Source organism: Pseudophaeobacter profundi, assembly GCF_029697505.1.
GTDB classification, from domain to species: domain Bacteria; phylum Pseudomonadota; class Alphaproteobacteria; order Rhodobacterales; family Rhodobacteraceae; genus Pseudophaeobacter; species Pseudophaeobacter profundi.
The window spans coordinates 69,884-95,078 of sequence record NZ_JARJEF010000001.1 but is presented as its reverse complement, the minus strand read 5'-3'; the positions used below and the strand labels follow the sequence as shown (position 1 = coordinate 95,078).

The window sequence follows — 25,195 nt, the reverse complement described above, 5'->3', positions numbered from 1 at the left end:
GCCCCCTCTTGGGCCCCATTGGGAGGTGTGGCCCTGGTAGATATCAAGACGCAAAGATCAAACTGCATAACCAAGAGGTGCGCCATTGGATGCACCCTCCAGGGAGGAGATTTGAATATGCCAAAAGATAGTGACCAAATTGACAGCGGCATTGGCGCCAGCCCGAAACGGCGCGAAGATGTCCGGTTCCTGACCGGGACGGGCAATTACACAGATGATATCAACCTGAACGGCCAAGCCTATGTGTATTTCCTGCGCTCGGATGTGGCGCATGGCCGGATCGTTTCCATTGACACCAGCGATGCCGCCGCGATGCCAGGAGTGGTGCAGATTTTTACCGGTGCCGATTTTGAATCCGTGGGCGGTATTCCCTGCGGCTGGCAGATCACCGATAAGCATGGCGAAGTCATGCAGGAGCCAGCCCATCCGGTTCTGGCCCAGGGCAAGGTGCGCTATGTCGGGGATGCTATTGCCGCCGTTGTCGCCGACAGTCTTGAGCAGGCCCGCGACGCCGCCGAAGCGATCATGCTGGATATCGAGGAACTGCCCGCCGTCATCGACATGAAGGCCGCCCTCAAGGAGGGCGCCACCAAGGTGCATGACGATCTGACCTCGAACCTCTGCTATGACTGGGGTTTTGTTGAAGAAAACAAGCCCGCAGTGGAAGAGGCCTTTGCCAAGGCCGCGCATGTGACGACGCTGGAGCTGGTCAACAACCGGCTGATTGCCAACCCGATGGAGCCGCGCGTGGCGCTGGGGGATTTCAATCGCGCCACTGGCGACAGCACGCTTTATACGACCTCGCAGAACCCGCATGTGATCCGGCTGTTGATGGGGGCCTTTGTTCTGGGCATCCCAGAGCACAAGCTGCGTGTCATTGCGCCCGATGTGGGGGGGGGCTTTGGTACCAAGATCTTTCACTACGCCGAAGAGGCCTTTTGTACCTTTGCCGCCAAGGCCCTGAATCGGGCGGTGAAATGGACCTCTTCGCGGTCTGAGGCCTTTATTTCGGATGCGCATGGGCGCGATCATGTGACCACCATTCAACTGGCACTGGACAGCGACAACAACTTTACCGCGCTGCGCACGGATACCCATGCCAATATGGGGGCCTATCTGTCGACCTTTGCGCCGTCGGTTCCCACCTGGCTGCATGGCACCCTGATGGCCGGCAATTACAAGACGCCGCTGATCTATGTGAACGTCAAGGCGGTCTTTACCAATACGGTGCCGGTGGATGCCTATCGCGGCGCGGGCCGCCCCGAGGCGACATTTCAGCTGGAGCGCGTCATCGACAAGGCTGCGCGCGAACTGGGTGTTGATCCGATTGCCCTGCGGCGGCAGAACTTTATCACCGAATTCCCCTATGCCACGCCGGTGGCGGTGGAATATGACACCGGCGATTACAACGCCACCATGGACAAGCTGGAAGAGATTGCCGATCTTTCCGGCTTTGCTGCGCGTCGCGCCAAAAGCGAGGCCAGCGGCCGGGTGCGTGGCCTAGGCGTGAACTGCTATATCGAAGCCTGCGGCATCGCGCCAAGTAACCTTGTCGGGCAGCTGGGCGCGCGGGCTGGCCTGTATGAAAGCGCAACCGTGCGGGTCAATGCCACTGGTGGTCTGGTGGTGATGACCGGGTCTCATAGTCATGGCCAGGGGCATGAGACATCCTTCCCGCAGGTGATTGCCGAGATGATCGGCATTGATGAAAGCATGGTGGAAATTGTGCATGGCGACACCGCCAACACCCCGATGGGCATGGGGACCTATGGGTCCCGCTCGCTGGCGGTTGGTGGCTCTGCCATGGTGCGGGCCACTGAAAAGATCATCGCCAAGGCCAAGAAAATCGCCGCGCATATCCTGGAAGCCTCGGATGCGGATATCGAGCTGAAAGACGGTCAGTTTTCGGTTGCGGGCACGGATAAATCCCTTGCCTGGGGGGATGTGACCCTGGCGGCCTATGTGCCGCACAACTATCCACTGGAAGATATCGAGCCGGGGCTGGAAGAAACCGCCTTTTATGATCCTGCGAATTTTACCTATCCGTCGGGGGCCTATGCCTGCGAGGTAGAGCTGGATCCGGAGACCGGTAAGGTGAGCATTGAACGCTTTGCCGCGGCGGATGATTTTGGCAATATCGTGAACCCGATGATCGTGGATGGTCAAGTTCACGGTGGTATTGGCCAGGGCATTGGTCAGGCGCTGCTGGAGGCGGCGGTCTATAATGAGGACGGGCAGCTGCTATCGGCGTCATACATGGACTATGCCATGCCACGGGCGGATGACCTGCCGTTCTATCAGGTCGATCATTCCTGTCAGACGCCCTGCACTCATAACCCCCTGGGGGTAAAGGGCTGCGGCGAGGCGGGGGCCATTGGCTCGCCGCCGGCGGTGGTCAATGCGGTGGTCGATGCGCTGCAATCGATGGGCAAGGATGTCACCCATATCGACATGCCGTTGAGCCCTGCGCGGGTCTGGGCGGCGATGAATGGCTGAGTGCGGGGTAGCAGCTTGATGGGCGAGGGGCTCTGCCCCTCGCGCTCCCCGAGGTATTTTGGGAAAGATGAAAGGGCCGGGCGAGCCGGTTCTGGGAAGGAAATGCGAAATGTATAATTTCGAGGTCGAAAAACCCACCAGTATTGCGGATGCAGTGGCGGCGCTGGGTGCAGAGGAGGCGCAGGCGCTGGGCGGCGGTCAAACTCTGATCCCGACGCTAAAACAGCGGTTGGCCAGCCCCTCCAAGCTGGTCTCATTAAGTGGTATCGCCGAGATGCAGGGGGTCAGACTGGAGGCTGGCACTGTCTGCATTGGCGGAGCAACGCCGCATGGGGTGGTGGCGTCTGAGGCGGCCGCGGCCTATCCGGCGCTGGCTGCTTTGGCGGGCAAGATCGGCGATCCTGCGGTGCGCAACCGCGGCACCATCGGAGGCTCACTTGCCAATAACGATCCGGCGGCCTGCTATCCGGCTGCTGCTTTGGCCAGTGGGGCGGTGATTGTCACCAATGCGCGCGAGATTGCGGCGGATGACTTTTTTGATGGGCTTTTCACCACAGTACTGGAGGAGGGCGAGATCGTCACCGAGGTGCGCCTGCCGGTGCCGGAAGTGGCCAACTATCAGAAGTTTGTGCAGCCTGCGTCGCGTTTTGCGCTGGTGGGGGTCTTTGTCGCCAAATTCGCCGGTGCTGTGCGGGTGGCGGTGACGGGGGCATCTGAGGAGGGGGTATTTCGCTGGAGCGAGGCTGAGGCGGCGCTGAGCCGCAATTTCAGCGCCGATGCGCTGGAGGGGCTGTCAGTCGCACCTGAGGGTATGATGGCGGATATTCATGGCTCCAAGGCCTACCGCGCCCATTTGATTGCGGTTTTGACCAAACGCGCGGTTGCCGCTGCTGCCTAGAGCGTGTCATCAAGAATAGAGTGGGGCCTGGGCGGGGAAATCCTGTCTAGGCCCGTATTAGGGGTGGCCATGTAAAAAACGCCCCAGCCCGGATGGGGTGGAGCGTTTCTAGCCAAACGAGGTTTGGTGCTATTTCTGTGGAAGCGGGCCGATCATCATGACCATTTGGCGGCCTTCCATCTTGGGCATGTTTTCAACCTTGCCCAGGTCTTTCACATCTTCGGCGACGCGTTCCAGCAACTGGCGGCCCAGGTTCTGGTGCGCCATTTCACGGCCGCGGAACCGCAGGGTGATTTTCACCTTGTCGCCCGCTTCCAGGAATTTGTAGACGTTACGCATTTTGACTTCGTAGTCATTGGTGTCGGTATTGGGCCGAAATTTGACCTCTTTGACTTCAATGATCTTTTGTTTTTTGCGGGCTTCGCTTTCGCGTTTCTGCTGTTCATATTTGAACTTGCCGAAATCCATGATCTTACAGACCGGAGGCGTTGCATTTGGCGAAATTTCAACCAGATCAAGACCGGCCTCATGTGCCATGTCCATAGCCTTGGCAGGGTGCACGACCCCGACATTTTCGCCATCAGCGCCAATCAGGCGAATCTCAGAGGCGCGAATTTTTTCGTTCGTGCGCGGGCCGGTGTCACGTTGCGGCGGCGCATTATGAGGTCTGCGGGCTATGGCTTTGATCCTTTGATTGTTGCCGAATTTCGAGCTCGAAACCTAAACCTAACCCGGCAAGGTTTCAAGCCGCAACGAGAGCAAGCGGGGTGGAATTCCTGCTGGATTGTCGCTTTTGCCGGTCGCAAATCTGGTTTCGGGACGATTGGTCGGGGCTTGGACCCGGATTGACCCCGGATTGGCAATGTCAAAGCGATTTTTTGTCCATTGCGCAACTGGCTGAAACGCGCCCGTTCCGGGGTGAGTCTGTCGGCGGGCATTGGCTGATGAGGTGGCGCGCGGGTTATTCCCCCTTGTGATGGTCGGCACAAACGCGCACCTGCCAGCCATCAAGTCTGCGTGGAATGCAGTATAATAGAAGGAGACGGGTCATGAAGCCTATTTTTGTTATTTTGGGTTTGGGTGTGGTTGCTGCAGGGGGCTATTTCTACGTCCAGAGCCAACAGCCGGAAACCGTGGTCAAGGGCGTGGTCGAGATGGCCCCAGAAGCCGTCGTCGAGGAAGAGAACACCGCAGAGCCATCGACAGAGGAACGCGTTGAGGAGGTGACCACCGCAGTGGAAGAGGCCGTCGAGACAGCCAACGAGGCGGCAAGCGAAGCCGCTGATGCTGTCGCCGAAGAGGTTGGTGAGGTCGCGAGCGAGGCCGGCGCAGCGGCCAATGAAGCGGTGAGCGCCGCCGTCGAAGGTGGCGAGAATGCTGCAGAAGCGGTTGCAGGGGCTGCCACAGAGGCAGGCGAGGTTGCGGCCGAGGTGGTAGAGGGTGCAACTGACGAGGTAAGCGACGCGGCAAATGCCACCGCCGAGGCGGTTTCGCAGGCGGTGACAGCTGCCGGTGAGGGCGCCAGCGCCACGACCGAAGGTATGGCGCAGTATCTGAGCCTGGACGGGTTCGACCATGAGAAGGTGATGGCGATGATCGAAGAGTCCGATCTGGATGCCGCCACGAAATCGGTGCTGAGCAGCGCTGTTACCCAGGCCAAGGACAGCCCAGAGCTGCTGGCAGGGGTGCTGAGCCAAATCAAGACTGCGCTGGGGCTCTGAGAGCGGCCCTGTTCCGATCTGGCCAGCCTATCTTGCTGGTCGGGTTGGTCCCGTTCTATCAGGCCTGACTGGTTTGACTGGCCTGCCTGTTACAGTCGGACATAAAAAAGGGCAGCCTCAATTTCGAGGCTGCCCTTTTTGCATGGGGCGCGTTCTGCTTTGGCCGATGCCAGGGGGTATTCCCGAGGGTATGGCCTGCAGGGGATCCTGGTGTGGAGATCAGTCCAGAAAGGCTTTCTCGACGACATATTGCGCAGGTTTGGAATTGGCACCTTCTTCCAGCCCGGCTGCTTCCAGCATGGCTTTGAGTTCCAGGTTGAAGGCCAGGTTGCCGCAGATCATTGCCCGGTCGTTATCGGGGCACAGCGGGGTGACGCCAAGATCCTTATAGGCCTCGCCAGAGTTGATCAGATCGGTGATACGGCCCATCTTCGGGCTCTCTTCGCGGGTGGTTGTGGGGTAGTATTTGATCTTTTTCCAGAAGCCTTCACCGATCACCTCATTGAGCAGCTCGTCGTCCTTCAGCCCCTCGATCAGCTCGGCGCCATAGGTCAGCTCACCGGCGGTGCGGCAGGTGTGGGTGATGATGACCTCATCGTAGTCTTCATAAGTTTGGGGTTCGCGCAGCAGCGAGGCAAAGGGCGCAAAGCCGGTGCCAGTGGCAAAAAACCAGATCCGCTTGCCGGGGATCAGCGCGTCATGCACCAGAGTGCCAACGGGTTTTGGGCGCAGGATGATTTCATCGCCGGGCTGAATATGCTGCAGTCGTGAGGTCAGGGGGCCGTCTTCGACCTTGATGGAATAGAACTCCATTTCTTCGTCCCAGCTGGGCGAAGCAATGGAATAGGCACGCAGCAGCGGCTTTACCTTGCCGGTTTTGGGGTCGGGGTCGTTCATCAGCCCGATCATCACAAACTCGCCCGAGCGAAAACGCAAAGAGGCGGGCCGGGTCACCCGGAAGGAAAACAGCTTGTCTGTCCAATGCTTGACCTCTGTTACAGTCTGGGCATCGGGCAGGGCAGGGGCGGCCTTTACAGGCGCGGGCGCGGGCTGGGTCGCAGAATCTGTCACAGGTGTAATCTCATTCATCGGTTGCTCTGCCAGTGGTATCACCGGCACCTCTGATTAATCTTTGATGTAGGTCAGGGGAAGCCCCGGAATGTAGCAAACCCGCAGCGTCAGTTCCACTGGGCTTGCACATTGGGGCCGTCCTGTCGGATCTGGTGGCGCTGGCTTTAGCTGGCAGCAGAGCTGCCACGCAGGCGGGCCTGATAATTATGGGCGTTCCACTTGGCGCGGGCAAGCCATTGATCCTGGGGTTGCCGGGCGGCAAGCTCATCGCTGATTTCCACCTCGTCGAACCCACAGCGGCGCGCCATGGCATATTGATCCGCCAGCACGTGTCCATGGGCACGCAGACGCCCGCCATAGCCCATGAGGCGCAGCTGTCGCGCCAGGGTAAAGCCCCGGCCATCGGCAAAGCTGGGGAAATCAATGCGGATGATTTCCACCCCTTGGGTCACATTCACCAGTGCCGAGGGATCCGCATCAGAGGTCAGATCAAGGGCGTTTTCGCCTTCAAAGCCCTTGGTCCAGGTTTCGGGGCCAAAGCCCGCGTCAGTCACGATTACAGTCATATCATTCATGCTCCTGTGCGGATGAATTGGCCATTCACAATGTGGATGCCGCATTCTTCCTTGGTCTGGTCGCGCCAGCGTCCGGCGCGGGGATCTTCGCCTGCTGCAACGGGCGAGGTGCAGGGCGCGCAGCCGATCGACGGATAGCCCTTGGCCACCAGCGGGTGACGCGGCAGGCGGTTTTCGTCCATATAGGCGCGCACATCCTGCGGTGCCCAATGGGCCAGCGGGTTGATCTTGATGCGCCCGGTTGATCCGGTTTCGGTGGTTTCCACCTCGAAGAAATCAAGCGCAGCGCGGCTGCCGGCCTGAAAGCGTTTGCGCCCGGTGATCCAGCCGTCGAACCCGTCCAACGCCGCCTGTAGCGGCGCGGTCTTGCGCAGGGCGCAGCAGGCATCGGTGTCAGAGAAGCGCAGCGCGCCATAGGGGTCCTTGGCTGCGATATCCGCTGCCTTGACGATCTGCACATTACGCAGCCCCAGACGTTCGCTCACCTCTTGCTGGTAGACCAGCGTTTCGGTGAACAACAGTTCGGTATCGACAAACAGCACCGGCACCATCGGGTCGATGACGGCGGCCATATGCAAAAGCACAACCGATTCCGCGCCAAAGCTGGAGACCAGCGCGATATGGCCGGCATCCTGCAGCGCGCCCTGCATCACCGCCGTGGCCGAATGATGCCGGTAGCGGGCATTCAGCCCTGCCACCTTGTCAATCAGCGCGCTCTGTGTCGCAGCGGGTCTGTCTGGCTCAAAGCTGTCGGGTTCTAGGTTCACCATGGGGCTATGCCACCTTTTTCTGGGCCTCAGGATAGAGCGCGGTCTTGAAGGGCTCCATGCCGAGACGACGATAGGTTTCCAGGAAGGTTTCCTCTGCGTCGCTGCGCAGGGTGAGATAGGCCTCGATCAGCCGTTCCACCGCAGGCACGATTTCATCATAGGCAAAGCCCGGTCCGGTGCGTGTGCCGATTGCGGCGGTTTCAGTGGCGTCGCCGCCCAGGGTGATCTGGTAGTTTTCCACCCCGGCGCGATCCAGCCCAAGAATGCCGATATGGGCCACGTGGTGGTGGCCACAGGCATTGATGCAACCGGAAATCTTGATCTGAAGATGGCCGATGTCGTGCTCCAGCTTCAGATCGTCAAAGCGGCTGGCGATTTCCTGTGCCACCGGGATCGACCGCGCTGTTGCCAGGGCGCAGTAGTCCATGCCGGGGCAAGCGATAATGTCGGAAATCAGGCCGATATTGGCAGTTGCCAGCCCCTGTTCTTTCAGACGCGCGTGTAGCGCAGGCAGGTCGGATTTATGCACATGTGGCAGGATAACGTTCTGCTGGTGGCTGATGCGCAGCTCGTCATAGCCCAACTCTTCGGCAAGATCGGCCATGGTGCGCATCTGCTCGGCGCTGGCATCGCCCGGGGTGGCGCCATGTGCTTTGATCGAGACGGTGACGATGGCATGGGCGCTGTCGCGATGTTCGGCCAGGTTGGTATCAGCCCAGGCCCGGAACACCGGGTCGGCGTCATAGGCAGCCTGATAGGCATCGGTGCTGCCAGTGCGCAGGGCGGGCGGGGTGAAATGGGTCTTGATCTCGGCCAGAAGCGCCTGATCAGTGCCATCAAATTCGCGCTGACGCTCGGTAAAACGGGCATCGACCAGATCACGGATCTTTTCGATGCCGTTTTCCTGCACGGTGATCTTGATGCGGGCCTTGTACTTGTTGTCGCGCCGTCCCAGCACGTTATAGACGCTTAGCACGGCCTCGAGGTAAGGCAGCAGATCGGCCTGGGGCAGGAAGTCGCGAATGACCTTGCCGACCATAGGCGTACGGCCCAGGCCACCACCGACAATGACTTCAAAGCCGATTTCGCCATTCTGTTCCACCATGCGCAGACCGACGTCATGCGCCTTGACCACGGCGCGGTCATTGGGGCTGCCGGTGATGCCAATCTTGAATTTGCGCCCCAGGAACTGGAATTCTGGGTGATCTGTCGACCACTGCCGGATCAGCTCTGCATAGGGGCGCGGGTCTGTCAGCTCATCCGCGGCCGCGCCGGCAAAGTGGTCGGCGGTGGTGTTGCGGATAGTGTTGCCAGAGGTCTGGATTGCGTGCAGGCCAACCTCCCCCAGGGCATCCAGCATATCGGGGATGTCGTTCAGCTTGGGCCAGTTGTACTGGATGTTCTGGCGGGTGGTGAAGTGGCCATAGCCCTTGTCCCACTTTTCGGCCAGCAGCGCCAAGGCGCGCATCTGGGCGGAATTGAGCGTGCCATAGGGGATCGCCACCCGCAGCATATAGGCGTGCAGCTGCAGGTAAACACCGTTCATCAGCCGCAGTGGTTTGAACTCATCCTCGGTGAGAGAGCCGTCAATGCGGCGTTCGACCTGGGCACGGAACTGGGCGTTGCGCTCTGCCAGAAAGGCGGCGTCAAAGGCGTTGTACTTATACATGGGCTTCGGCCTCCTGTTTGCCGTGGCTGTAGTTGGATGGGCCTTTGCGGCGGAAATCTTCGCGGAAATGCACCGGTTCTGGACCGTTGGGGCCGGCCTTGGCATCGGCCAGATAGGCGCCAACGATACGGATGTTCTGTTTTTCCGCCTCCAGCAGGCGCAGCTGCGCCTCGGCTTCGTCTTCGATCAGTTCGGCCTGGGCCAGATCACGGGTCCAGCTGTTGTCTGCCATGAAGTAGATGACATCGCCTTCCAGCAGATCGTTGGCGGTGATGACTTTGGGGGTGAAGGGGCGGGCCATTATGCAAGCTCCATGTTCAATGCGGTGAGGGCAGCCGCGCTGTGGCGCGGGGCAAGCCCCAGAAAGGTGAGGGCGGGGCCGTCAAAACCCGCAGCAGCAAGATCCGTTGGCAGGCGATCCAGTGTGGTTTCCAGCACCCGCTGATTGCGGCGTGAGGCATTTTCGACCAGGGTCACCGGCGTTGCCCGGCTGGCGCCGTGCATGATCAGGCGGCCCTGCACAAAGCGGGCGGATTTCTTGCCCATGTAGATCGCGGCAACCTCGCCGGGGCGGGCCAGAGCGGCCCAGTCCTGATCGGCGAAGCCGCGCATGTCATGCCCGGTGAGAAAGCGCACCGAAGAATTGCGCCCGCGCTGGGTCAGGCTCTGACCTATGCCAGCCACCGCTGCGGATGCGGCGGTGATGCCGGGCATGATCTGATAGGCGATGCCAGCCTCTTCACAGGCGGTCAGTTCCTCATCCAGGCGACCAAAGACGGTTGGGTCACCGGATTTCAGGCGCAGCACCTTTTTGCCAGCCTGGGCATGGGCCACCATCCGGGCGCAGATCTCTTGTTGGCTCATGGAAGGGCCGAAGCCCTCTTTGCCGACGTCTTCCAACTGGGACTGCGCCCCGGCGAGCGCGAGAATCTCGGCGCTGACCAGGCGATCATACAGGACCACATCGGCCTCTTGCAGCGCCTTGGCGACCTTTAGCGTCAACAGGTCCGGATCGCCCGGGCCAGAGCCTGCAAAGGCCACATCGCCGCTGACAAGGCAGCACATACCGCTGCGGCTGGGCGCGGGGACTGTGGTGTTCTGTGTCATGGGACCGGTCATGGCGGCGGCTTTCTGTTGTTTGACTTGGTGTTAGATATAGGAAATATTCCCGCCATTGCGCTATATGCAGAACCAAATAAGGTTGTTTGTTCTATCTGTCGCCATACCCGGATAGAATGGTCCTGAAACAGGGGGAATTTGAGAATGACAGTGCGGATCGATGCGACGGACCGGAAAATTCTGGCAGAGCTCCAGCGGGATGCGGGGCAATCCTTGGATGAAATCGCCCGTCAGGTGGGCAGTTCCAAGACGCCAGTGTGGAATCGGATCCGAAAACTGCGCGAGGCCGGGGTCATTGGCCAGCAGACCGTGGTGCTTGATGCTGAGGCTCTGGGTTTTGAGGCCTGTTTCTTTGTGCTGATCCGTACCTCGGAGCATGAGGCCGAGTGGCAGCAGTCGTTTCTGAAGGCGCTGCACGACCGCCCCGAAGTGCAAGAGGCGCATCGGCTGGCCGGGGATATCGATTATATCCTGAAGGTGCGGGTGCAGAACGCGCGGGCTTATGACAAGTTTTACCAGGCGCTGATTTCAGAGGTGCGGGTGCATAATGTTACCGCGCTCTTGTCGATGGAAGAGATCAAATCCACCACCATGCTGCCGTTGGAGGGCTGAGGCATATCGCAAAAGGCGTAGGACAAAGGAGCGCTACCGCGCGCCTTGATCTGACAGATGAGGCGTGACGGCAGATCGTAGGTGGGGCACCGGGGGCTAGGTTTGTGCAACAGACCTGCTGAGAAGCGCTTTGGCGGCAGGTCTGCCCCAAAGACGCCTGAACAAGTCTGACTGGGTTTGGCGCGTAAAGGACAAGCCCTGCGATGCAGGGGGGCCTTTGGCCCTCCTTGACCCGCAGGTCAGCCTGTGACCTGCAGCCCTGTCAGCCCGTGGAAATGGTAGCTGTTGCTATAGCGTGGTGCGGCGGCGAGTTTCAGTTGCGGGCAGCGCTCAAACAGGATCGGCAGGGCGACCTGCATTTCCATTCGTGCCAGCGGCGCGCCAACGCAGAAATGCAGACCGCCACCAAAGGCCGCATTGGTGCGGGCCGGGCGGGTTGGATCAAAACGCTCCGGTTCGTCTTCGGCGGCAGGGTCGCGATTGGCCGCAGCCAGCAGCAGGGCGACCTGATCGCCAGGCTGGAATGTATGGCCCATGACCTCGATCTCTTCGTAGGCGTAGCGGGTGAACATATGCAGCGGCGGATCAAAGCGCAGGATTTCTTCGACGAGGTTTTCGATGCCTTCCGGTGCCAGCCGAGCGGGATCCCAGCCCTGTTGCAGTAGCGTTTTCACCCCATTGCCCAAGGCGTGTACCGTGGCCTCGTGCCCAGCGTTCAGCAAGAGAATGCAGGTGCCGATCAACTCATCCGTGCTGAGGCTGTCGCCTTCTTCTTCGGCCAGGATCAGGCGGGTGATCAGATCATCCTGCGGATCGGAGCGGCGTTTGTCGATGTAGCCTGAAAGGAAATCGCTAAAGTCCTGCGCCGCCGTGGCGGCGGCCAGTTCATCGGCATGAGTCTTGCTGGCCTGATACATGGTGACCATCGCATGGGACCAGTCCAAGAGTTGCGGTGCCATTTCGCAGGGCACACCAAGTAGACGGCAGATGGTGATGACCGGAACCTGGGTGCAATAGGCTGGAAGCAGATCAAAGGGTTCGGCGGGAAAGGCATCAATCAAGCTGTGGCACAGCGCCGTAAGATCGGCTTGCTGCGCCTTGATCTCGCGCGAGGTGAAGGCCCGCATCACCAGTCGGCGCAGGCGGGTATGGCGGGGGGGCTCTGCCTCTAGCATCGAATGAGCTTCGACCGCGAGAAAGGGCGCAAGATGCGCTGGAGTTGCAGTGGCAATACCTGGTGGTACTTCGCGGCCAAATCTGCGATCGCGCAGGATGGCATGCACTGCGGCGCGGCGAAAGGCGGCTGGCATGTCATAGTCCTGCCAGTAGCACAAACCGCCAAGGCTGCGGCAGTTTTGGTAAAAGCGATAGGGGTCTTGCACAAAGGCGGGGTCGGTCGGGGACTGGATGACTGTTTGCATGGGCTGACTTTGCCGCGATGACTGGCCTTTGCAAGCCCAGTCTTGTTAGACTGGGAAAAAACACAAGCGCAAGAAAGCTGGTACAGGAATGCACAGATGGGCAGTGTTGCTGGGGTTCGCTCTGGCGGTAATCGCAATTGGTGGGGCAACATGGGTCTACGGCTACCGGCAAGCGTTGGATTCCCTGGCCGAGCGCAGCGTTGCTGATCTGGCGCTGGCCTCTGATCGCGTCAGTACACAATTGCAGATATATCAAGAGCTTGCGGTATTGATGGCGGATCATCCTGCGCTTGAACAGTTGGATGGCCCTGCGCGGCGCGGCGCGGCGCAGCACCTGCTACGCGGGGTGGCAGATAAGACTGCGGCTTTGGATGTTCTTTATGCTGATGCCGATGGTCGGGTGCTTGCCTCTGCCGCAGGTGTGCTTGGCGAAGACATCGCGGCTGAGGGCTATTTCCGCCGCGCCTTGCAGGGGGCGTTGGGCACCGGGGCGGCCGTATTGGCGGACAATGGCCACCGCGCCTATTTTTACGCCGCGCCGAATTTCTCGCCTGATGGCGGTATTTCTGGGGTGCTGGTGGTCGTGGCTGATGTCGAAGATGTCGAACAGACCTGGCGTGGTTCTTTGCCGACTGTCTTTTTCACCAAGGCAACAGGCGAGGTCTTTATTTCCAACCGGCCAGAGTTGCTGTTTTGGCAACAGACCGGGTCTGCTTGGGGTGCGGCAGGTACGGGGGAAACTGGTGGCGTGCTGCGCGACGGCAGCTCTTTGTCCTATAGGGTATCCAGGACTGGTGAACATGAAATCTGGCACCTGTCTGAACGACCCTATCTGCCCCGGCGCGCGCTGCATTTAACGGTGGGTTTGCCGGTGATTGGCTTGACCGGGCAAATCCTGGTTGATGTTGCGTCGGCCTGGCGGCTGGCGACACTACAGGCTTTGGCCTTGGCGGCGCTGTGCCTGGCCTTTGGCACCTTCCTCTTTCTGGCACTGGAACGTCGTCGCACCCTGGCCGAGGCCAATGCGGTACTGGAAAGCCGGGTCGAGACCCGCACCCGTGCCCTGCAGGCGACCAACAGCCAGTTGCGCCGCGAAGTGAGCGAGCGCGAGGATGCCGAGGCGGCCCTGAAGAAGGCGCAAGAGGAACTGGTGCAGGCGGGCAAGCTGTCGGCCCTGGGGCAGATGTCTGCCGGGATCAGCCACGAGCTGAACCAGCCCTTGATGGCGATCCAGCAATATGCCGAAAACGGCGATGCCTTTTTGCGGCGCGGTCAGGTGGATCGGGTCGGTGAAAACCTGACGCGGATTGCTGGAATGTCGGCGCGCATGGCCCGCATCATCAAAAACCTGCGGGCCTTTTCGCGCAATGAGAACGAGCCCATGGCGCGGGTGGATCTGGTGCAGGTGATCAATACCGCAGTAGAGCTGACCGCCTCGCGTCTGGAGACGGATGAGGTGGCGCTGAGCTGGCAGCCGCCTGACGGCAGTGAGCCGATCTATGTCTGGGGCGGAGAAGTCCGGCTTACTCAGGTTTTTGTTAATCTTATCAATAATTCAGCTGATGCCATGCTGGATCAGAAGACGCGGTCCATCGGCATCACCCTAGAGGCTGGCGATCGGCTCTCGGTGGCGGTGCGCGACATTGGTCCTGGCATCAAGGAGCCAGAGAAGATGTTTGATCCGTTCTACTCTACCAAGGTGGTCAGCAGTTCTGAAGGCATGGGGCTGGGGCTGTCGATTTCCTACGGGTTGGTGCAGAGTTTTGGTGGCAATATTCATGGCAAGAACATGGAACGCGGCGCGGTCTTTACCGTAGAGTTGGAGCGCTGGAACGACGGTGGCGCGACATGACAACCCGCAAGGTTCTTGTGGTAGATGATGATGCGGCGCTGCGCGAAGCTCTGGCGCAGACACTTGAGCTCAACGACCTGGTGCCCATCACGGCAGGCTCTTTTGTGGCGGCCAAGGATCTGATTACCGCTGAATTTGACGGGGTGGTCCTGTCGGATATCCGCATGCCGGGGCGGGATGGGTTCTACCTGCTTGACTATGTGCGCAGCGCTGATGAGGACCTGCCGGTGATCCTGCTGACTGGCGAGGGGGATATTCCCATGGCAGTCCAGGCGATGTCGCAGGGGGCCTTTGGGTTTCTGGAAAAGCCCTGCGTGACGGCGGATCTGCTTGCCGCGCTGCAGCGGGCGCTCAAGACCCGCCGTCTGGTGTTGGAAAACCGCAGTTTCAAGCAGAAGCTGGAAGAGGGCGACCCGGCGGCACGCATGTTATTTGGGACCTCGCCGCAGTCGGATGCCTTGCGCGCGCGGGTGCGCAGTGTGGCGCCAACCCTGGCCGAAGTCCTGGTGTCCGGTCCGGCGGGCAGCGGCGTTCCCAAGGTGGCAGAGGTCATTCATCTGATGTCGCCGCGTGCCCAGGCGCCCTTTGTCAAATCCCCCTCTGCCGGGCTTAGCGTCGCGGATCTGGCTGAACTTTGTCAGCAGGCGGCAGGTGGCTCGCTGTTTTTGGATGAAATCTCGGCACTGTCCGAGGCGCTGCAATATGCTGTGTTGGAGCGGATCGAACAGGGGGATGGGCCGCGTCTTATTGTCGGCAGTACCGCCGATCTGGCTGCTCTGGTGGCGGCGGGCAGCTTTGGTGCCGATCTGTATTACCGCCTTGAAGGGATGCGGGTGCGCATTCCTTCGCTGGCGGAACGCCCCGGTGACATCCCTGTTCTGTTCCGTCTTTATGTGGCCCAGGCTGCTGAACAGGCGGGAATAGAGCCGCCGGAAATCAGCCAAGAGCATCTCGCCGGGCTGATGGCGCAGGATTGGCCGGGCAATGCGCGATCCTTGATGTCGGCGGCCATGCGCTTTGTGCTGGGCATGCCAGATGAGGTGAGCGCGGCAACCGATCTTGGCCTGGCGGAACAGATGGCCCAGGTGGAACGCTCTTTGTTGATTGCCGCCCTGGGACGACAGAATGGCCGGGCCGCCGCCGCAGCCGAGGCGTTGAAACTGCCGCGTAAAACCTTTTATGATAAGTTGGCCCGCTACGGTATCCGGCCGGAAGACTATCGGCGGCCCTGACGGCTGTTGCTGGCCTAGCGGCCCTGTGCAGTGCGATCAGGCGGGGTATCTGTTCGGCGATTCCTTGCGCATAGGCGGCTGCCAAATTGTCGAACTCTGTGCGGATTTTCGCACAACACCCCGGAAACCCTGTGCGAAATTTCGCACAACACTCCAGCTGTGGGATATCTTGGGGGAGTTGATGTCGATGTAAGTCACTACGGAAGAATGCATAAATTTGAAATCCGCCCAAATTTGAAACAAATCTTGAGTGGCCCCGCACAACTGGCAATTCTATGGCGGAGGCCCCGCCGCAGGTGGGGACATCACCAATTCTGGGAGGATTGAAATGAAATATGTAACTGCTGCTGCCACCGCGATGGCGCTGACCGTATCCGCTGGTGCCGCACAGGCGGCCTGTGACGAAGGTGAGATCGTCGTCAAGTTCAGCCATGTCACTAACACGGATAAGCATCCCAAGGGGATTGCGGCGTCGTTGCTGGAACAGCGGATCAACGACGAGATGAATGGCACCATGTGCCTGGAGGTCTACCCCAACTCGACCCTGTACAATGACAACAAGGTGCTGGAAGCCATGTTGCAGGGCGATGTGCAGCTGGCCGCGCCTTCGCTGTCCAAGTTTGAAAAGTTCACCAAAGAATTCCGTCTGTTTGATCTGCCGTTCATGTTCAAGAACATCGACGCGGTTGATGAATTCCAGGCCTCGGAAAACGGGCAAGCCCTGCTGGATAGCATGCAGCGTCGCGGCCTGCAGGGGCTGGCCTATTGGCACAACGGCATGAAGCAGATGTCCGCCAACAAGCCGCTGGTGGCACCTACGGATGCCAATGGCCTGAAATTCCGGGTGCAGTCTTCGGATGTTCTGGTCGCCCAGATGGAAGCCATCGGCGGCAGCCCGCAGAAAATGGCCTTCTCTGAGGTGTACGGCGCGTTGCAACAGGGTGTTGTGGACGGACAGGAAAACACCTGGTCCAACATCTATGGCAAGAAGTTCTTTGAAGTGCAGGACGGGGTGACGGAAACCAACCACGGTATCATCGACTATCTGGTGGTGACCAATGTGGATTGGCTGGAAAGCCTGGAGCCTGCCGTGCGGGAACAGTTCCTCACTATTCTTGGTGAAGTGACCGCGACCCGCAACGCGGAATCGGCGCAGGTGAACCAAGAGGCCAAAGAGGCCATCATCGCCGCCGGTGGTGTCGTGCGCAGCCTGGATGCCGACCAGCGTCAGGCCTGGGTCGAAACCATGATGCCGGTCTGGCAGCAGTTCGCGGGCGACGTTGGCCAGGACAAGATCGACGCAGCACAGGCGATCAACGCCAATCACTGATTGGATCTGAAACAGGCGCCCGTCTCTTTGTGAGCGGGCGCCTCCGGGGCGCCGATCCAGATGATCTGGGCGCCCCGGAGTTCAGGCTGGGTATGGATCCGCAGTCTGCGTTTACTCTTTTCTCAAAATCATCGGGGTGACCAATATGTCGGGGGCAAGAACCGGCCCGTCTGGGTTTATCAACACCCTGGAAGAAACGCTGATTGCGCTGCTTCTAGGGCTGATGACCGCCATTACATTTTCCAATGTGATCGCGCGTTTCGTCTTTAATTCCAATATTCTGTGGGCTCTGGAGGTGACGGTATTCCTTTTTGCCTGGTTGGTGCTTCTGGGGGCGGCCTATGCCGTGAAGACCCACGCACATCTGGGCGTGGATGCCATCGTCAATATTCTAAACCCAGGCGCGCGCAGGGTCGTGGGGCTGATTGCTTCTGGCTGCTGTCTGGTGTTTTCGCTGTTGCTGCTCAAGGGGGCCTATGACTACTGGGCAGTTTTTGCTGATCTGCCGCCGACCTCGGGACGGTGGTTCCCTACCGGGTTTGATTTCAGCGCGCGCTCGCAGAGTTTTTATGAGGTGCAGGATGTACCGATGGTCGGGGTCTTCCGTTTTCTGGAAGAGCTGATCAACTACGGCGATTCCTATGAGAAGCTGCCAAAGGCGGTGCCCTATGTGGTGCTGCCGCTGTCGATGCTGTTGCTTGTCTTGCGGTTTGCTCAGGCGGCGCGGCAAGTGTGGCGCGGTGAGGCAGACCGGCTGGTTGCCAGCCATGAGGTCGAAGATGAGCTGGACGAAGCCCGGGCCCGCGCGACCGAGGGAGAAATTTAATGGACGTGATTTTCCTGTTTGCCATGGTCATTGGCCTGATGCTGATCGGTGTGCCGATTGCGATCTCGCTGGGGCTTAGCTCTGTTCTGTTTCTGCTGATCTATTCGGACAGTTCGCTGGCAAGCGTCGCCGGCACCCTGTTCGAAGCCTTTGAGGGACATTTCACCCTTCTGGCCATTCCGTTTTTCATCCTGGCTTCAACCTTTATGTCCACTGGCGGCGTGGCGCAGCGGATCATTCGGTTTTCGATCGCCTGTGTTGGCCACTTTCAGGGGGGGCTGGCCATTGCGGGCGTCTTTGCCTGTATGATGTTTGCCGCCCTGTCGGGATCGTCGCCTGCAACCGTTGTGGCCATTGGCTCTATCGTTATCGCAGCCATGCGCCAGGCCGGGTATACCAAGGAATTCGCCGCTGGGGTCATCTGTAATGCCGGCACGCTGGGCATTTTGATCCCGCCGTCGATCGTCATGGTGGTCTATGCGGCCTCGGTTGATGTTTCGGTTGGTCGGATGTTCCTGGCGGGGATCATTCCGGGGCTTTTGGCTGGTTTGATGCTGATGGTGACGATCTATGTGATCGCCCGGATCAAGAATATGCCCAAGGGGCAGTGGGCCGGTTGGGGCGAGGTTGGTGCCTCTTTCCGCGAGGCCTTCTGGGGCCTGTTCCTGATCGTGATCATCATGGTCGGTATCTATGGCTATCCCTGGTATTCGGCGGAACTGGGGCTGTACAAGGAAGCGGCCATCTTTACGCCCACCGAGGCGGCGGCTGTGGCCTCTGTCTATGCGTTCTTTGTGGCCTGCTTTGTCTATCGCGACATGGGACCATTGGCAGAAACCGAAGGACGCAAGCGGCGTTCTGTGTTGCAGGCACCGACGGCATTGCTATCGGTTTGGGTGCACCGAGACACCAAAAAAGCGCTGTTTGATGCGGGCAAGCTGACCGTGACGCTGATGTTCGTGATCGCCAATGCGCTGATCCTGAAGCATGTGCTGACGGATGAGCAGGTGCCACAGCATATCGCCAATGCAATGCTGTCGGCCGGTTTCGGCCCGGTGATGTTCCTGGTGGTGGTCAATGTGATCCTGCTGATCGGCGGCCAGTTCATGGAGCCGTCGGGGCTGTTGGTGATCGTGGCGCCACTGGTGTTTCCGATTGCAATCGAGTTGGGCATTGACCCGATCCACCTCGGCATCATCATGGTGGTCAATATGGAGATCGGCATGATCACCCCGCCGGTTGGGCTCAACCTCTTTGTGACCTCCGGGGTTGCGGGCATGCCGATGATGGCGGTGGTGCGGGCGGCTTTGCCCTTCCTTGCCGTGCTCTTCGTGTTCCTGATTATGGTGACCTATATTCCATGGCTCAGCACGATGATCCCCAATGCGCTGATGGGGCCTGAGATCATAACCAACTAGCCCGCCTGGGAGCGATCCCTGAGGATGCGATAAATAGGAAACGCCCCGGTTTTACCGGGGCGTTTTGTCATTGCGGGATAGATATGTCTGCTAGGGGCGCTGCCCCTCTTGGCCTCTGGCCAATTCACCCCGAGGTTTTTTCGGTAAGATGAAGCCGTTCTGACGAGGCACCAGGATGCGCGGGGGTCAGCTGGCGTCGAGGGCGGAAATGATCGGGATAAATTCCTCTGCCGTGAGGCTGGCACCGCCGACCAGAGCACCGTCAACATTGGAGACGGCAAAGATTTGCGCGGCATTGCCGGGCTTGACCGAGCCACCGTAGAGCAGCCGGGTGGACTCTGCCATTTCAGCGCCGAAGCGGGTGGTGAGCTCTGCGCGGATGAAGTTATGCACCTTGGCGATCTGCGCCAGGCTTGGCACCTTGCCGGTACCAATGGACCAGACCGGTTCATAGGCAAGGACCGTGTTTTCACCGGTGGCCCCATCGGGCAGAGAGGCCTTGAGTTGGGCTGCCACGACATTCAATGTATCGCCTGCTTCGCGCTCTGTCAGGGTTTCGCCGACGCAGATCACGGTCATGAGGCCAGCCTCCCAAGCGGCGCAGACCTTGGCGCCCACTTCTTCGCTGCTTTCTGCATGGTCGGCGCGGCGTTCCGAATGGCCCAGGATCACCGCGCTGGCGCCGGCGTCCTTGAGCATATCTGCCGAAATGTCCCCGGTATGCGCGCCAGCGGTTGCGGCGTGGCAGTTTTGGCCACCAATTGCAATTGAGCTGTCTTTAACCACATCTGCGGCGCGCGACAGCAGGGTGGCGGCTGGGCAGATCAGTATCTCGGCGCGTGCTGCACCCTGTGCCGCTGCCAGGGCCTGAAGCTCGGCCAAAGCCGCGCCTGTTCCGTTCATTTTCCAGTTGCCCACTGCCATTTTTTGCCGCATGTGCCGTTCCTTTTATGGTTTCTGGCCACGTGGTAACATCCGCAGCTGTGCGGGGCAATCAGACAAAAGGGGCAGGCCGCCGCTGGCCGCGCTTGTCATATATCAAGCAAAGCGGTGGTCAGAGGTTCGGCACATCCTTGAAACTGATGGATTCGCCACAGCCGCAAGCCTCTGAGACATTGGGGTTGTTGAATTTGAAGCCGCTTTCCAGCAGCGAGATCTCATAGTCGATTTCAGTGCCAAAGAGAAACATCTGTGCCATGGGGGCAATCAGCACCCGAGCGCCATCCTGTTCGACCACCTCGTCGTTGCTGTCGGGGTCATCGACATATTCCATGGTGTATTCCATCCCGGCACAGCCGCCCTTTTTGACGCCAATGCGCAGGCCTGCATGGCCACCACTGGCCATCAGCTTGCTGATCTGGGCCGCAGCCTTTGGGGTGATTGTCACAGCCTGTTTGCCAGGAATGCCGAACATGAGTGTCTCCAATACGCGCGTTACACCCTATCTAGGGCGGCTGGGGCGCAGGCTCAAGAGGGGGGGCGTGAAATCGCGGGCCACAGGGAAGGGGGAGGCCGGGGGGTGGCCTGCGATGATCTGGTGCGCGGCAGGCGGTTATAGCCCCATGCAGTTGGCGTAGTAGGTGACGGTTGCTGGCCAGTCGGAGAAGATCCCGTCGATTTTCACGTCCTGTGCCAGCACATCCAGAACTTCGTAGTAGCTGGAGGCATTCTGCACCGCAGGCTGCACGGACTGGAAGTACCAGCCGCCGCCATCGTTCAGCGGGCCAGAGCGTTCCAAGGTCCAGGTGATCAGGTGCAGCCCGGCAGCCTTGGCTTCAAGGGCGTAGGCCGATGGCACCATCTTGCCATCTTTCATCGTGAGCAGGAACCAGAGCGGCGGCGCGATGTAATTCACGCCCATATCAGCCAGGTCCTGCATCGAGGGTTGAAAACTGTCGGGCGCGTTGGGATCAAGCGGCGCGCTACCCTGATTGCGCCCATCAAGATAGACTGCCTGGCGGCCGAACTCCGGTTCATTGTCTATCCAGTATTTCACCACCTCGAGGTTGAAACTCTGAGGCCAGACATCGGCTGCAGGGATACCTGCCGCCTTGTAGTCGTCGATCAGTTTTTGGGCATAGTCTTGCAGGGTAAAGCCGTTGAAGGGCATCTCGACCACAGGGGATTTGAGCTCGGGAGTGAACTTTGTCCCGAGAGATTTGAACAACGCGATGGATTGCGCATGGGTCATGGCGGTGGCGCCATCCTCGTATTGCGTGCTGCGCCAGGGCGCGACCCCGCCCTGTGAGGCGGCGGCGCTGGTGGCGGTCTTGTCAAAGCTGTCCATCTTGGGGGTGAGGCTTTGAAACTGTGCCAGGGTGATATCGCTGCTGCGGCACTCTGCCTTGGCGGGGCTGTCTGGCGTTGCGGGGGTAAAGGGCTGGATGCAGGTCTCGGCCAGATCGGTGGTCAGGATATTTGTGGTTGTGTGAAGATCGTTTTGGGCGTGGCGGCAGATCAGCTCCAGGTCTTTGGTGAAGGTGACATCGCATTCCAGAATACCTGCCCCCATGCGCGCGGCGGCCTGGTTGGATTGCACGGTATGTTCGGGAAACATCAAAGGGGCGCCCCGGTGTCCGATCGAAAAATCGCTGCGGCGCGGGGGCTGCGCCGCGCAGGACTGCAACTTTGTTTTCAAATCACCCTCGGGCAGCATCGCAATCAGATGGGCGGGGCGGGGGCCATAGCTGAGGCCAGCGTCTGAGTCTGCCTCCGGGGTGGCGGCTGTGACCGGAGCAAAGACGCCAAGAAGCGGCAGCGACAGGGCGAGAGCAGGGGCAAGAGCGTAGCGCAAAGGAGATCTCCAATGAAATGAAATACAAAAGAAAAATCGCGACGAAAGGTAACCCCTTTGCCGCGATCCTGTGACGTTTTTATGATCTCTTTGCTGCCGCGAGGCCGCTACATGAAGCCAAGCTCAAGCCGGGCTTCATCGGACATCATTTCCATGCCCCAGGGTGGTTCCCAGGTGATTTCCACGTCGACATCCTTGACCCCGGGCACCGGCGAGACCGCATCGACAATCCAGCCGGGCATTTCACCCGCAACAGGGCAGCCCGGCGCGGTGAGGGTCATGATGATCTTGACCTCGTTCTCGGCATTGATGTCGATGGTGTAGATCAGCCCCAGTTCATAGATGTTGACTGGAATTTCAGGGTCATAGACTGACTTGCAGGCATCCGCGATCTGATCAAACAGCGGGTGTTCGACGGAAGACGGTGCGATGAGGGGGGTACCTTCAAGCGGTTCGGAAGCGTTGGTCATATCGGTCCCTGACTGTTAATCCGACTGTTTATATAGGGAACCAGGCGGGGAAGGTCCAGTGCCTGTACGGGTCTGGCGACAATTTGAACCGGGCGGTGGCACCGTCATGAATGCTGCCTGGAGCCGACAAAAACTGCCCTGCCATCACCCTGTCGTGACTGTATATGTTGCGAATGCCGTCGCGCAGAGCAGGGCTGATGAGATGCGCCATTTAACCCCGATTTAGGGCCGGGGTGTTTTTGTCGGCTCTACTGGGGGGGGCAGCCAAGTCTGCCAAGTTCGCGTTGAAAAGTGATTGAGCAAAGAAAAGGCCTGCGGCTTCATGCGCAGGCCTTTCCGTTTCTTGAGGCTTGGTACATCGTCAAAGGCTGGTCCGGTGTCCGGGCGGGGCGGATTTGTTGTCAATCGTTGATGTCGTGGTCGAAGTTCTTCACCTGACCAGAGGGAAGGGCAAAATAGCGACGCATCAGCAGCCAGGAGACCAGCGATAGTCCGGCAAACAGAAACAACAGGGCAGGCAGGCCTGGCCCGGCGCTACCAAGGATTGCCAGCAATATGCCACAGGCCAGGGCACCCAGGGTAAAGCCCAGAAAGACAAAACCGGGGACCAGCACTTCGAGGATCGCCAGGATCAGTGCGCCAGCGCACCAGACCCACCAGAGCGCCCAGAAGGGGGTTGCGAGCTCCATCATTTGCCACCTTTCAGAAGTTTGAAGGCGTCGCCAAAGGCTTCGAGTGCATGGGCGGGCAGAATGATGGTCTGCTTGCCAGCGCCATTGCCAAGCGCATTCAGGGCTTCGACCTGTTTCAGGGCAACCTGATATTGCGCGGCTTCGAGGCCGTTTTCCTGGATCGCCTTGGCAACAACTTCTGTGGCATAGGCCTCGGCGTCGGCCTGAATGCGGCGGGCCTTGGCGATCTGTTCAGCGGCGTAAAGCTCCCCTTCGGCGGCCAGTTCAACGGCGCGTTTAGTGCCTTCGGCCTCGGTAACCTGGGCGCGGCGGGCGCGTTCGGCATTCAGCTGTTGCAGCATGGCGTCGCGGGTGGCCTGGTCAAGGTTCACATCCAGGATTTCTGCGCGGGTGACCTGGATTCCCCAGTCATCAACAGCGTCTTCAACCGCAGCCTGAATCTGGCCAATCAGCTGGGCGCGGTTGGATTGGACCTCGTCCAGGTCCATCTTGCCGATCTCGGCACGGACAATGCCCGCAACGGTAGTCGCAATGGCGCCATCCACATCGCGGATCCGGTAGACGGTTTTTTCGGGCTCAAGAATGCGGTAGAAAACAGAGGTATCTATCTGCACCAGAACGTTGTCTTTGGTGATGGCATCCTGGGCGGCATTGGGCAGTTGGCGTTCCAGCACTGAAATGCGATGCGCGACGCTGTCCAGCAGCGGCACAATAAAGTTGATGCCAGGCCCCAGAACCGAATGCAGGCGGCCAAAGCGTTCGACGACAAATTTTTCGGATTGGGGGACGATATGAACCCCCTTGAAGATAATGATGATCAGGAAAATTGCGCCAAGCAGGTATATGGCGTTTTGGGAAATCAGTCCAATGAGGATGTCTTCATTCATCGGGGGCTCCTAAAGTAATGTGTGCTATTGTATACAGATGTAGCCACCCAGAGGCCGTTTCAAGGCGCTGCGGGCAGGGGGGGGCTTTCCGGATCTTATGAGCTGTACCTTGCGGGCTGGCAAGACGGCTTGAGACGTGCCAAAAGGCGTGCACTCAGGCAAGTGCAATGGCTTTGGCAGGCGAAGGATAGCAAACAATGGCACCAAAAATCACCTTTGATTTGAAAGCCCGCGATGGCAAGGCCCGCACCGGGGTCATCTCAACTCCGCGTGGCGATATCCGCACCCCGGCCTTTATGCCGGTTGGTACTGCTGCCACGGTCAAGGCGATGATGCCGGAAAGTGTGCGCGAGACGGGCGCTGATATCCTGCTGGGCAATACCTATCATCTTATGCTGCGCCCCACCGCCGAGCGGATTGATCGGCTGGGCGGTTTGCACAAGTTCATGAACTGGGACCGGCCCATTTTGACGGATTCCGGTGGCTTTCAGGTGATGTCCTTGGCGGGGCTGCGCAAGCTGACCGAACAGGGGGTGACTTTCAAAAGCCATATCGACGGTTCCAAACATGAACTGACGCCGGAACGCTCGATGGAGATCCAAAAGCTCTTGGGGTCTGACATTGTGATGTGTTTCGACGAATGCCCAGCCCTGCCTGCCACCCGTGACCGCATCGCCGAAAGTATGCAGTTGTCGATGCGCTGGGCGGCGCGGTCGAAACAGGCCTTCGGGGATCGGCCAGGTCATGCGCTGTTCGGCATTATGCAGGGCGGTCTGGAACAGGACCTGCGCGAAGAGAGTGCCGAGGCGCTGAAAGAGATCGGTTTTGATGGCTACGCGGTAGGGGGGCTTGCCGTGGGCGAAGGGCAGGAGGCGATGTTTGACTGCCTCGACTATGCGCCCGACATGCTGCCGCAGGACAAGCCGCGCTATCTGATGGGCGTTGGCAAGCCTGACGATATCGTGGGTGCGGTGGCGCGCGGCATTGATATGATGGACTGTGTGCTGCCGTCGCGGTCGGGGCGCACTGGTCAGGCCTTCACCCGCCACGGAGTGGTCAACATCAAGAACGCGCGCCATGCGGATGATCCGCGTCCGCTGGACGAGAATTGCAGCTGCCCGGCCTGCTCCAAATACAGCCGCGCCTATCTGCACCATGTGTTCCGCAGCAACGAGATGATCTCTGGTATGCTGCTGACCTGGCATAACCTGCGCTATTTCCAGGACATCATGGAGGGCATGCGCGGTGCCATCGCGGCGGGTAGTTTTGATGCCTGGCAGCAGGATTTCCACGCCAAACGGGCTGAGGGCGATATCGCACCGCTTTGAGGTTTGGCCTTTGG

At 59.6% G+C, this 25,195-nt stretch carries 24 protein-coding genes; 10 read left to right on the top strand and 14 right to left on the bottom strand.

Features of this window, described 5'->3' with window-relative positions:
- Positions 1-117: 117 nt before the first annotated feature.
- Together P2081_RS00455 and P2081_RS00450 are read left to right on the top strand one after the other, a co-directional pair.
- Positions 118-2,496, top strand: coding sequence for a xanthine dehydrogenase family protein molybdopterin-binding subunit (locus P2081_RS00455; protein ID WP_278920913.1), 2,379 nt, complete (start codon positions 118-120; stop codon positions 2,494-2,496).
- A gap of 109 nt (positions 2,497-2,605) precedes the next feature.
- Positions 2,606-3,394, top strand: a complete 789-nt coding sequence (locus P2081_RS00450) for an FAD binding domain-containing protein (RefSeq protein WP_278920912.1) — start codon at positions 2,606-2,608, stop codon at positions 3,392-3,394.
- Positions 3,395-3,523: 129 nt separating this feature from the next.
- Here P2081_RS00450 and infC read toward each other — a convergent pair whose 3' ends face one another.
- A complete protein-coding gene (infC, locus tag P2081_RS00445; protein ID WP_278921435.1) occupies positions 3,524-3,985 on the bottom strand; it encodes a translation initiation factor IF-3 in 462 nt (153 codons plus the stop codon).
- A 458-nt stretch (positions 3,986-4,443) separates the two neighbouring features.
- Here infC and P2081_RS00440 point away from each other — a divergent pair, with 458 nt between their 5' ends.
- Positions 4,444-5,115 (top strand): hypothetical protein, encoded by a 672-nt coding sequence (locus P2081_RS00440; RefSeq protein WP_278920911.1) that lies wholly within the window; start codon positions 4,444-4,446, stop codon positions 5,113-5,115.
- A 219-nt stretch (positions 5,116-5,334) separates the two neighbouring features.
- On the opposite strand, the gene P2081_RS00435 is transcribed toward P2081_RS00440, so the two are convergent.
- The 6 genes from P2081_RS00435 to cobA all read right to left on the bottom strand — a co-directional run bounded on the left by P2081_RS00435 (position 5,335) and on the right by cobA (position 10,307).
- On the bottom strand, positions 5,335-6,204 hold the full coding sequence (locus tag P2081_RS00435; protein ID WP_278920910.1) for a ferredoxin--NADP reductase: 870 nt from the start codon (positions 6,202-6,204) through the stop codon (positions 5,335-5,337).
- A gap of 146 nt (positions 6,205-6,350) precedes the next feature.
- Complete coding sequence (locus P2081_RS00430; protein ID WP_278920909.1) at positions 6,351-6,752, bottom strand: DUF934 domain-containing protein; 402 nt, start codon at positions 6,750-6,752, stop codon at positions 6,351-6,353.
- 5 nt (positions 6,753-6,757) lie between these two features.
- The gene (locus P2081_RS00425; RefSeq protein ID WP_278920908.1) at positions 6,758-7,531 is read right to left on the bottom strand and encodes a phosphoadenylyl-sulfate reductase; all 774 of its coding nucleotides are present in this window, start codon (positions 7,529-7,531) and stop codon (positions 6,758-6,760) included.
- 4 nt (positions 7,532-7,535) lie between these two features.
- On the bottom strand, positions 7,536-9,200 hold the full coding sequence (locus P2081_RS00420) for a nitrite/sulfite reductase (protein ID WP_278920907.1): 1,665 nt from the start codon (positions 9,198-9,200) through the stop codon (positions 7,536-7,538).
- Positions 9,193-9,501 (bottom strand): DUF2849 domain-containing protein, encoded by a 309-nt coding sequence (locus tag P2081_RS00415; RefSeq protein WP_278920906.1) that lies wholly within the window; start codon positions 9,499-9,501, stop codon positions 9,193-9,195. Before P2081_RS00415 ends, P2081_RS00420 begins: the two co-directional genes overlap by 8 nt.
- Positions 9,501-10,307 (bottom strand): uroporphyrinogen-III C-methyltransferase, encoded by an 807-nt coding sequence (gene cobA, locus P2081_RS00410; protein ID WP_278920905.1) that lies wholly within the window; start codon positions 10,305-10,307, stop codon positions 9,501-9,503. The genes P2081_RS00415 and cobA overlap by 1 nt, the downstream gene beginning before the upstream one ends.
- A gap of 156 nt (positions 10,308-10,463) precedes the next feature.
- On the opposite strand from cobA, the gene P2081_RS00405 reads away from it, so the two are divergent.
- On the top strand, positions 10,464-10,931 hold the full coding sequence (locus tag P2081_RS00405) for an Lrp/AsnC family transcriptional regulator (protein ID WP_232400602.1): 468 nt from the start codon (positions 10,464-10,466) through the stop codon (positions 10,929-10,931).
- A 239-nt stretch (positions 10,932-11,170) separates the two neighbouring features.
- Here the strand turns inward: P2081_RS00405 and P2081_RS00400 are convergent, their stop codons facing one another.
- Entirely contained in the window at positions 11,171-12,352 is a 1,182-nt protein-coding gene (locus P2081_RS00400; protein WP_278920904.1) for a cytochrome P450, read from the bottom strand.
- An 88-nt stretch (positions 12,353-12,440) separates the two neighbouring features.
- Here P2081_RS00400 and P2081_RS00395 point away from each other — a divergent pair, with 88 nt between their 5' ends.
- From P2081_RS00395 to P2081_RS00375, 5 genes are all read left to right on the top strand, one after another.
- Positions 12,441-14,204, top strand: a complete 1,764-nt coding sequence (locus P2081_RS00395; RefSeq protein ID WP_278920903.1) for an ATP-binding protein — start codon at positions 12,441-12,443, stop codon at positions 14,202-14,204.
- Positions 14,201-15,436, top strand: a complete 1,236-nt coding sequence (locus P2081_RS00390) for a sigma-54-dependent transcriptional regulator (protein ID WP_278920902.1) — start codon at positions 14,201-14,203, stop codon at positions 15,434-15,436. Before P2081_RS00395 ends, P2081_RS00390 begins: the two co-directional genes overlap by 4 nt.
- A gap of 328 nt (positions 15,437-15,764) precedes the next feature.
- Entirely contained in the window at positions 15,765-16,766 is a 1,002-nt protein-coding gene (locus P2081_RS00385) for a DctP family TRAP transporter solute-binding subunit (RefSeq protein WP_278920901.1), read from the top strand.
- A 145-nt stretch (positions 16,767-16,911) separates the two neighbouring features.
- A complete protein-coding gene (locus P2081_RS00380; protein WP_278920900.1) occupies positions 16,912-17,592 on the top strand; it encodes a TRAP transporter small permease in 681 nt (226 codons plus the stop codon).
- Complete coding sequence (locus tag P2081_RS00375; protein WP_278920899.1) at positions 17,592-19,010, top strand: TRAP transporter large permease; 1,419 nt, start codon at positions 17,592-17,594, stop codon at positions 19,008-19,010. Before P2081_RS00380 ends, P2081_RS00375 begins: the two co-directional genes overlap by 1 nt.
- 186 nt (positions 19,011-19,196) lie before the next feature.
- Here the strand turns inward: P2081_RS00375 and tpiA are convergent, their stop codons facing one another.
- From tpiA to P2081_RS00345, 6 genes are all read right to left on the bottom strand, one after another.
- Positions 19,197-19,946 (bottom strand): triose-phosphate isomerase, encoded by a 750-nt coding sequence (gene tpiA / locus P2081_RS00370; protein WP_278920898.1) that lies wholly within the window; start codon positions 19,944-19,946, stop codon positions 19,197-19,199.
- Positions 19,947-20,064: 118 nt separating this feature from the next.
- A complete protein-coding gene (locus P2081_RS00365) occupies positions 20,065-20,424 on the bottom strand; it encodes a HesB/IscA family protein (protein ID WP_278920897.1) in 360 nt (119 codons plus the stop codon).
- 138 nt (positions 20,425-20,562) lie between these two features.
- Entirely contained in the window at positions 20,563-21,804 is a 1,242-nt protein-coding gene (locus tag P2081_RS00360; RefSeq protein WP_438826518.1) for a glycerophosphodiester phosphodiesterase family protein, read from the bottom strand.
- 107 nt (positions 21,805-21,911) lie between these two features.
- Positions 21,912-22,274, bottom strand: a complete 363-nt coding sequence (locus tag P2081_RS00355) for an SUF system Fe-S cluster assembly protein (protein WP_232400616.1) — start codon at positions 22,272-22,274, stop codon at positions 21,912-21,914.
- 401 nt (positions 22,275-22,675) lie between these two features.
- Complete coding sequence (locus tag P2081_RS00350) at positions 22,676-22,963, bottom strand: NfeD family protein (protein ID WP_278920896.1); 288 nt, start codon at positions 22,961-22,963, stop codon at positions 22,676-22,678.
- Positions 22,963-23,853, bottom strand: a complete 891-nt coding sequence (locus P2081_RS00345) for an SPFH domain-containing protein (protein ID WP_278920895.1) — start codon at positions 23,851-23,853, stop codon at positions 22,963-22,965. The genes P2081_RS00350 and P2081_RS00345 overlap by 1 nt, the downstream gene beginning before the upstream one ends.
- Before the next feature lie 197 nt (positions 23,854-24,050).
- On the opposite strand from P2081_RS00345, the gene tgt reads away from it, so the two are divergent.
- The gene (gene tgt, locus P2081_RS00340) at positions 24,051-25,181 is read left to right on the top strand and encodes a tRNA guanosine(34) transglycosylase Tgt (RefSeq protein ID WP_278920894.1); all 1,131 of its coding nucleotides are present in this window, start codon (positions 24,051-24,053) and stop codon (positions 25,179-25,181) included.
- Positions 25,182-25,195 lie beyond the last annotated feature (14 nt).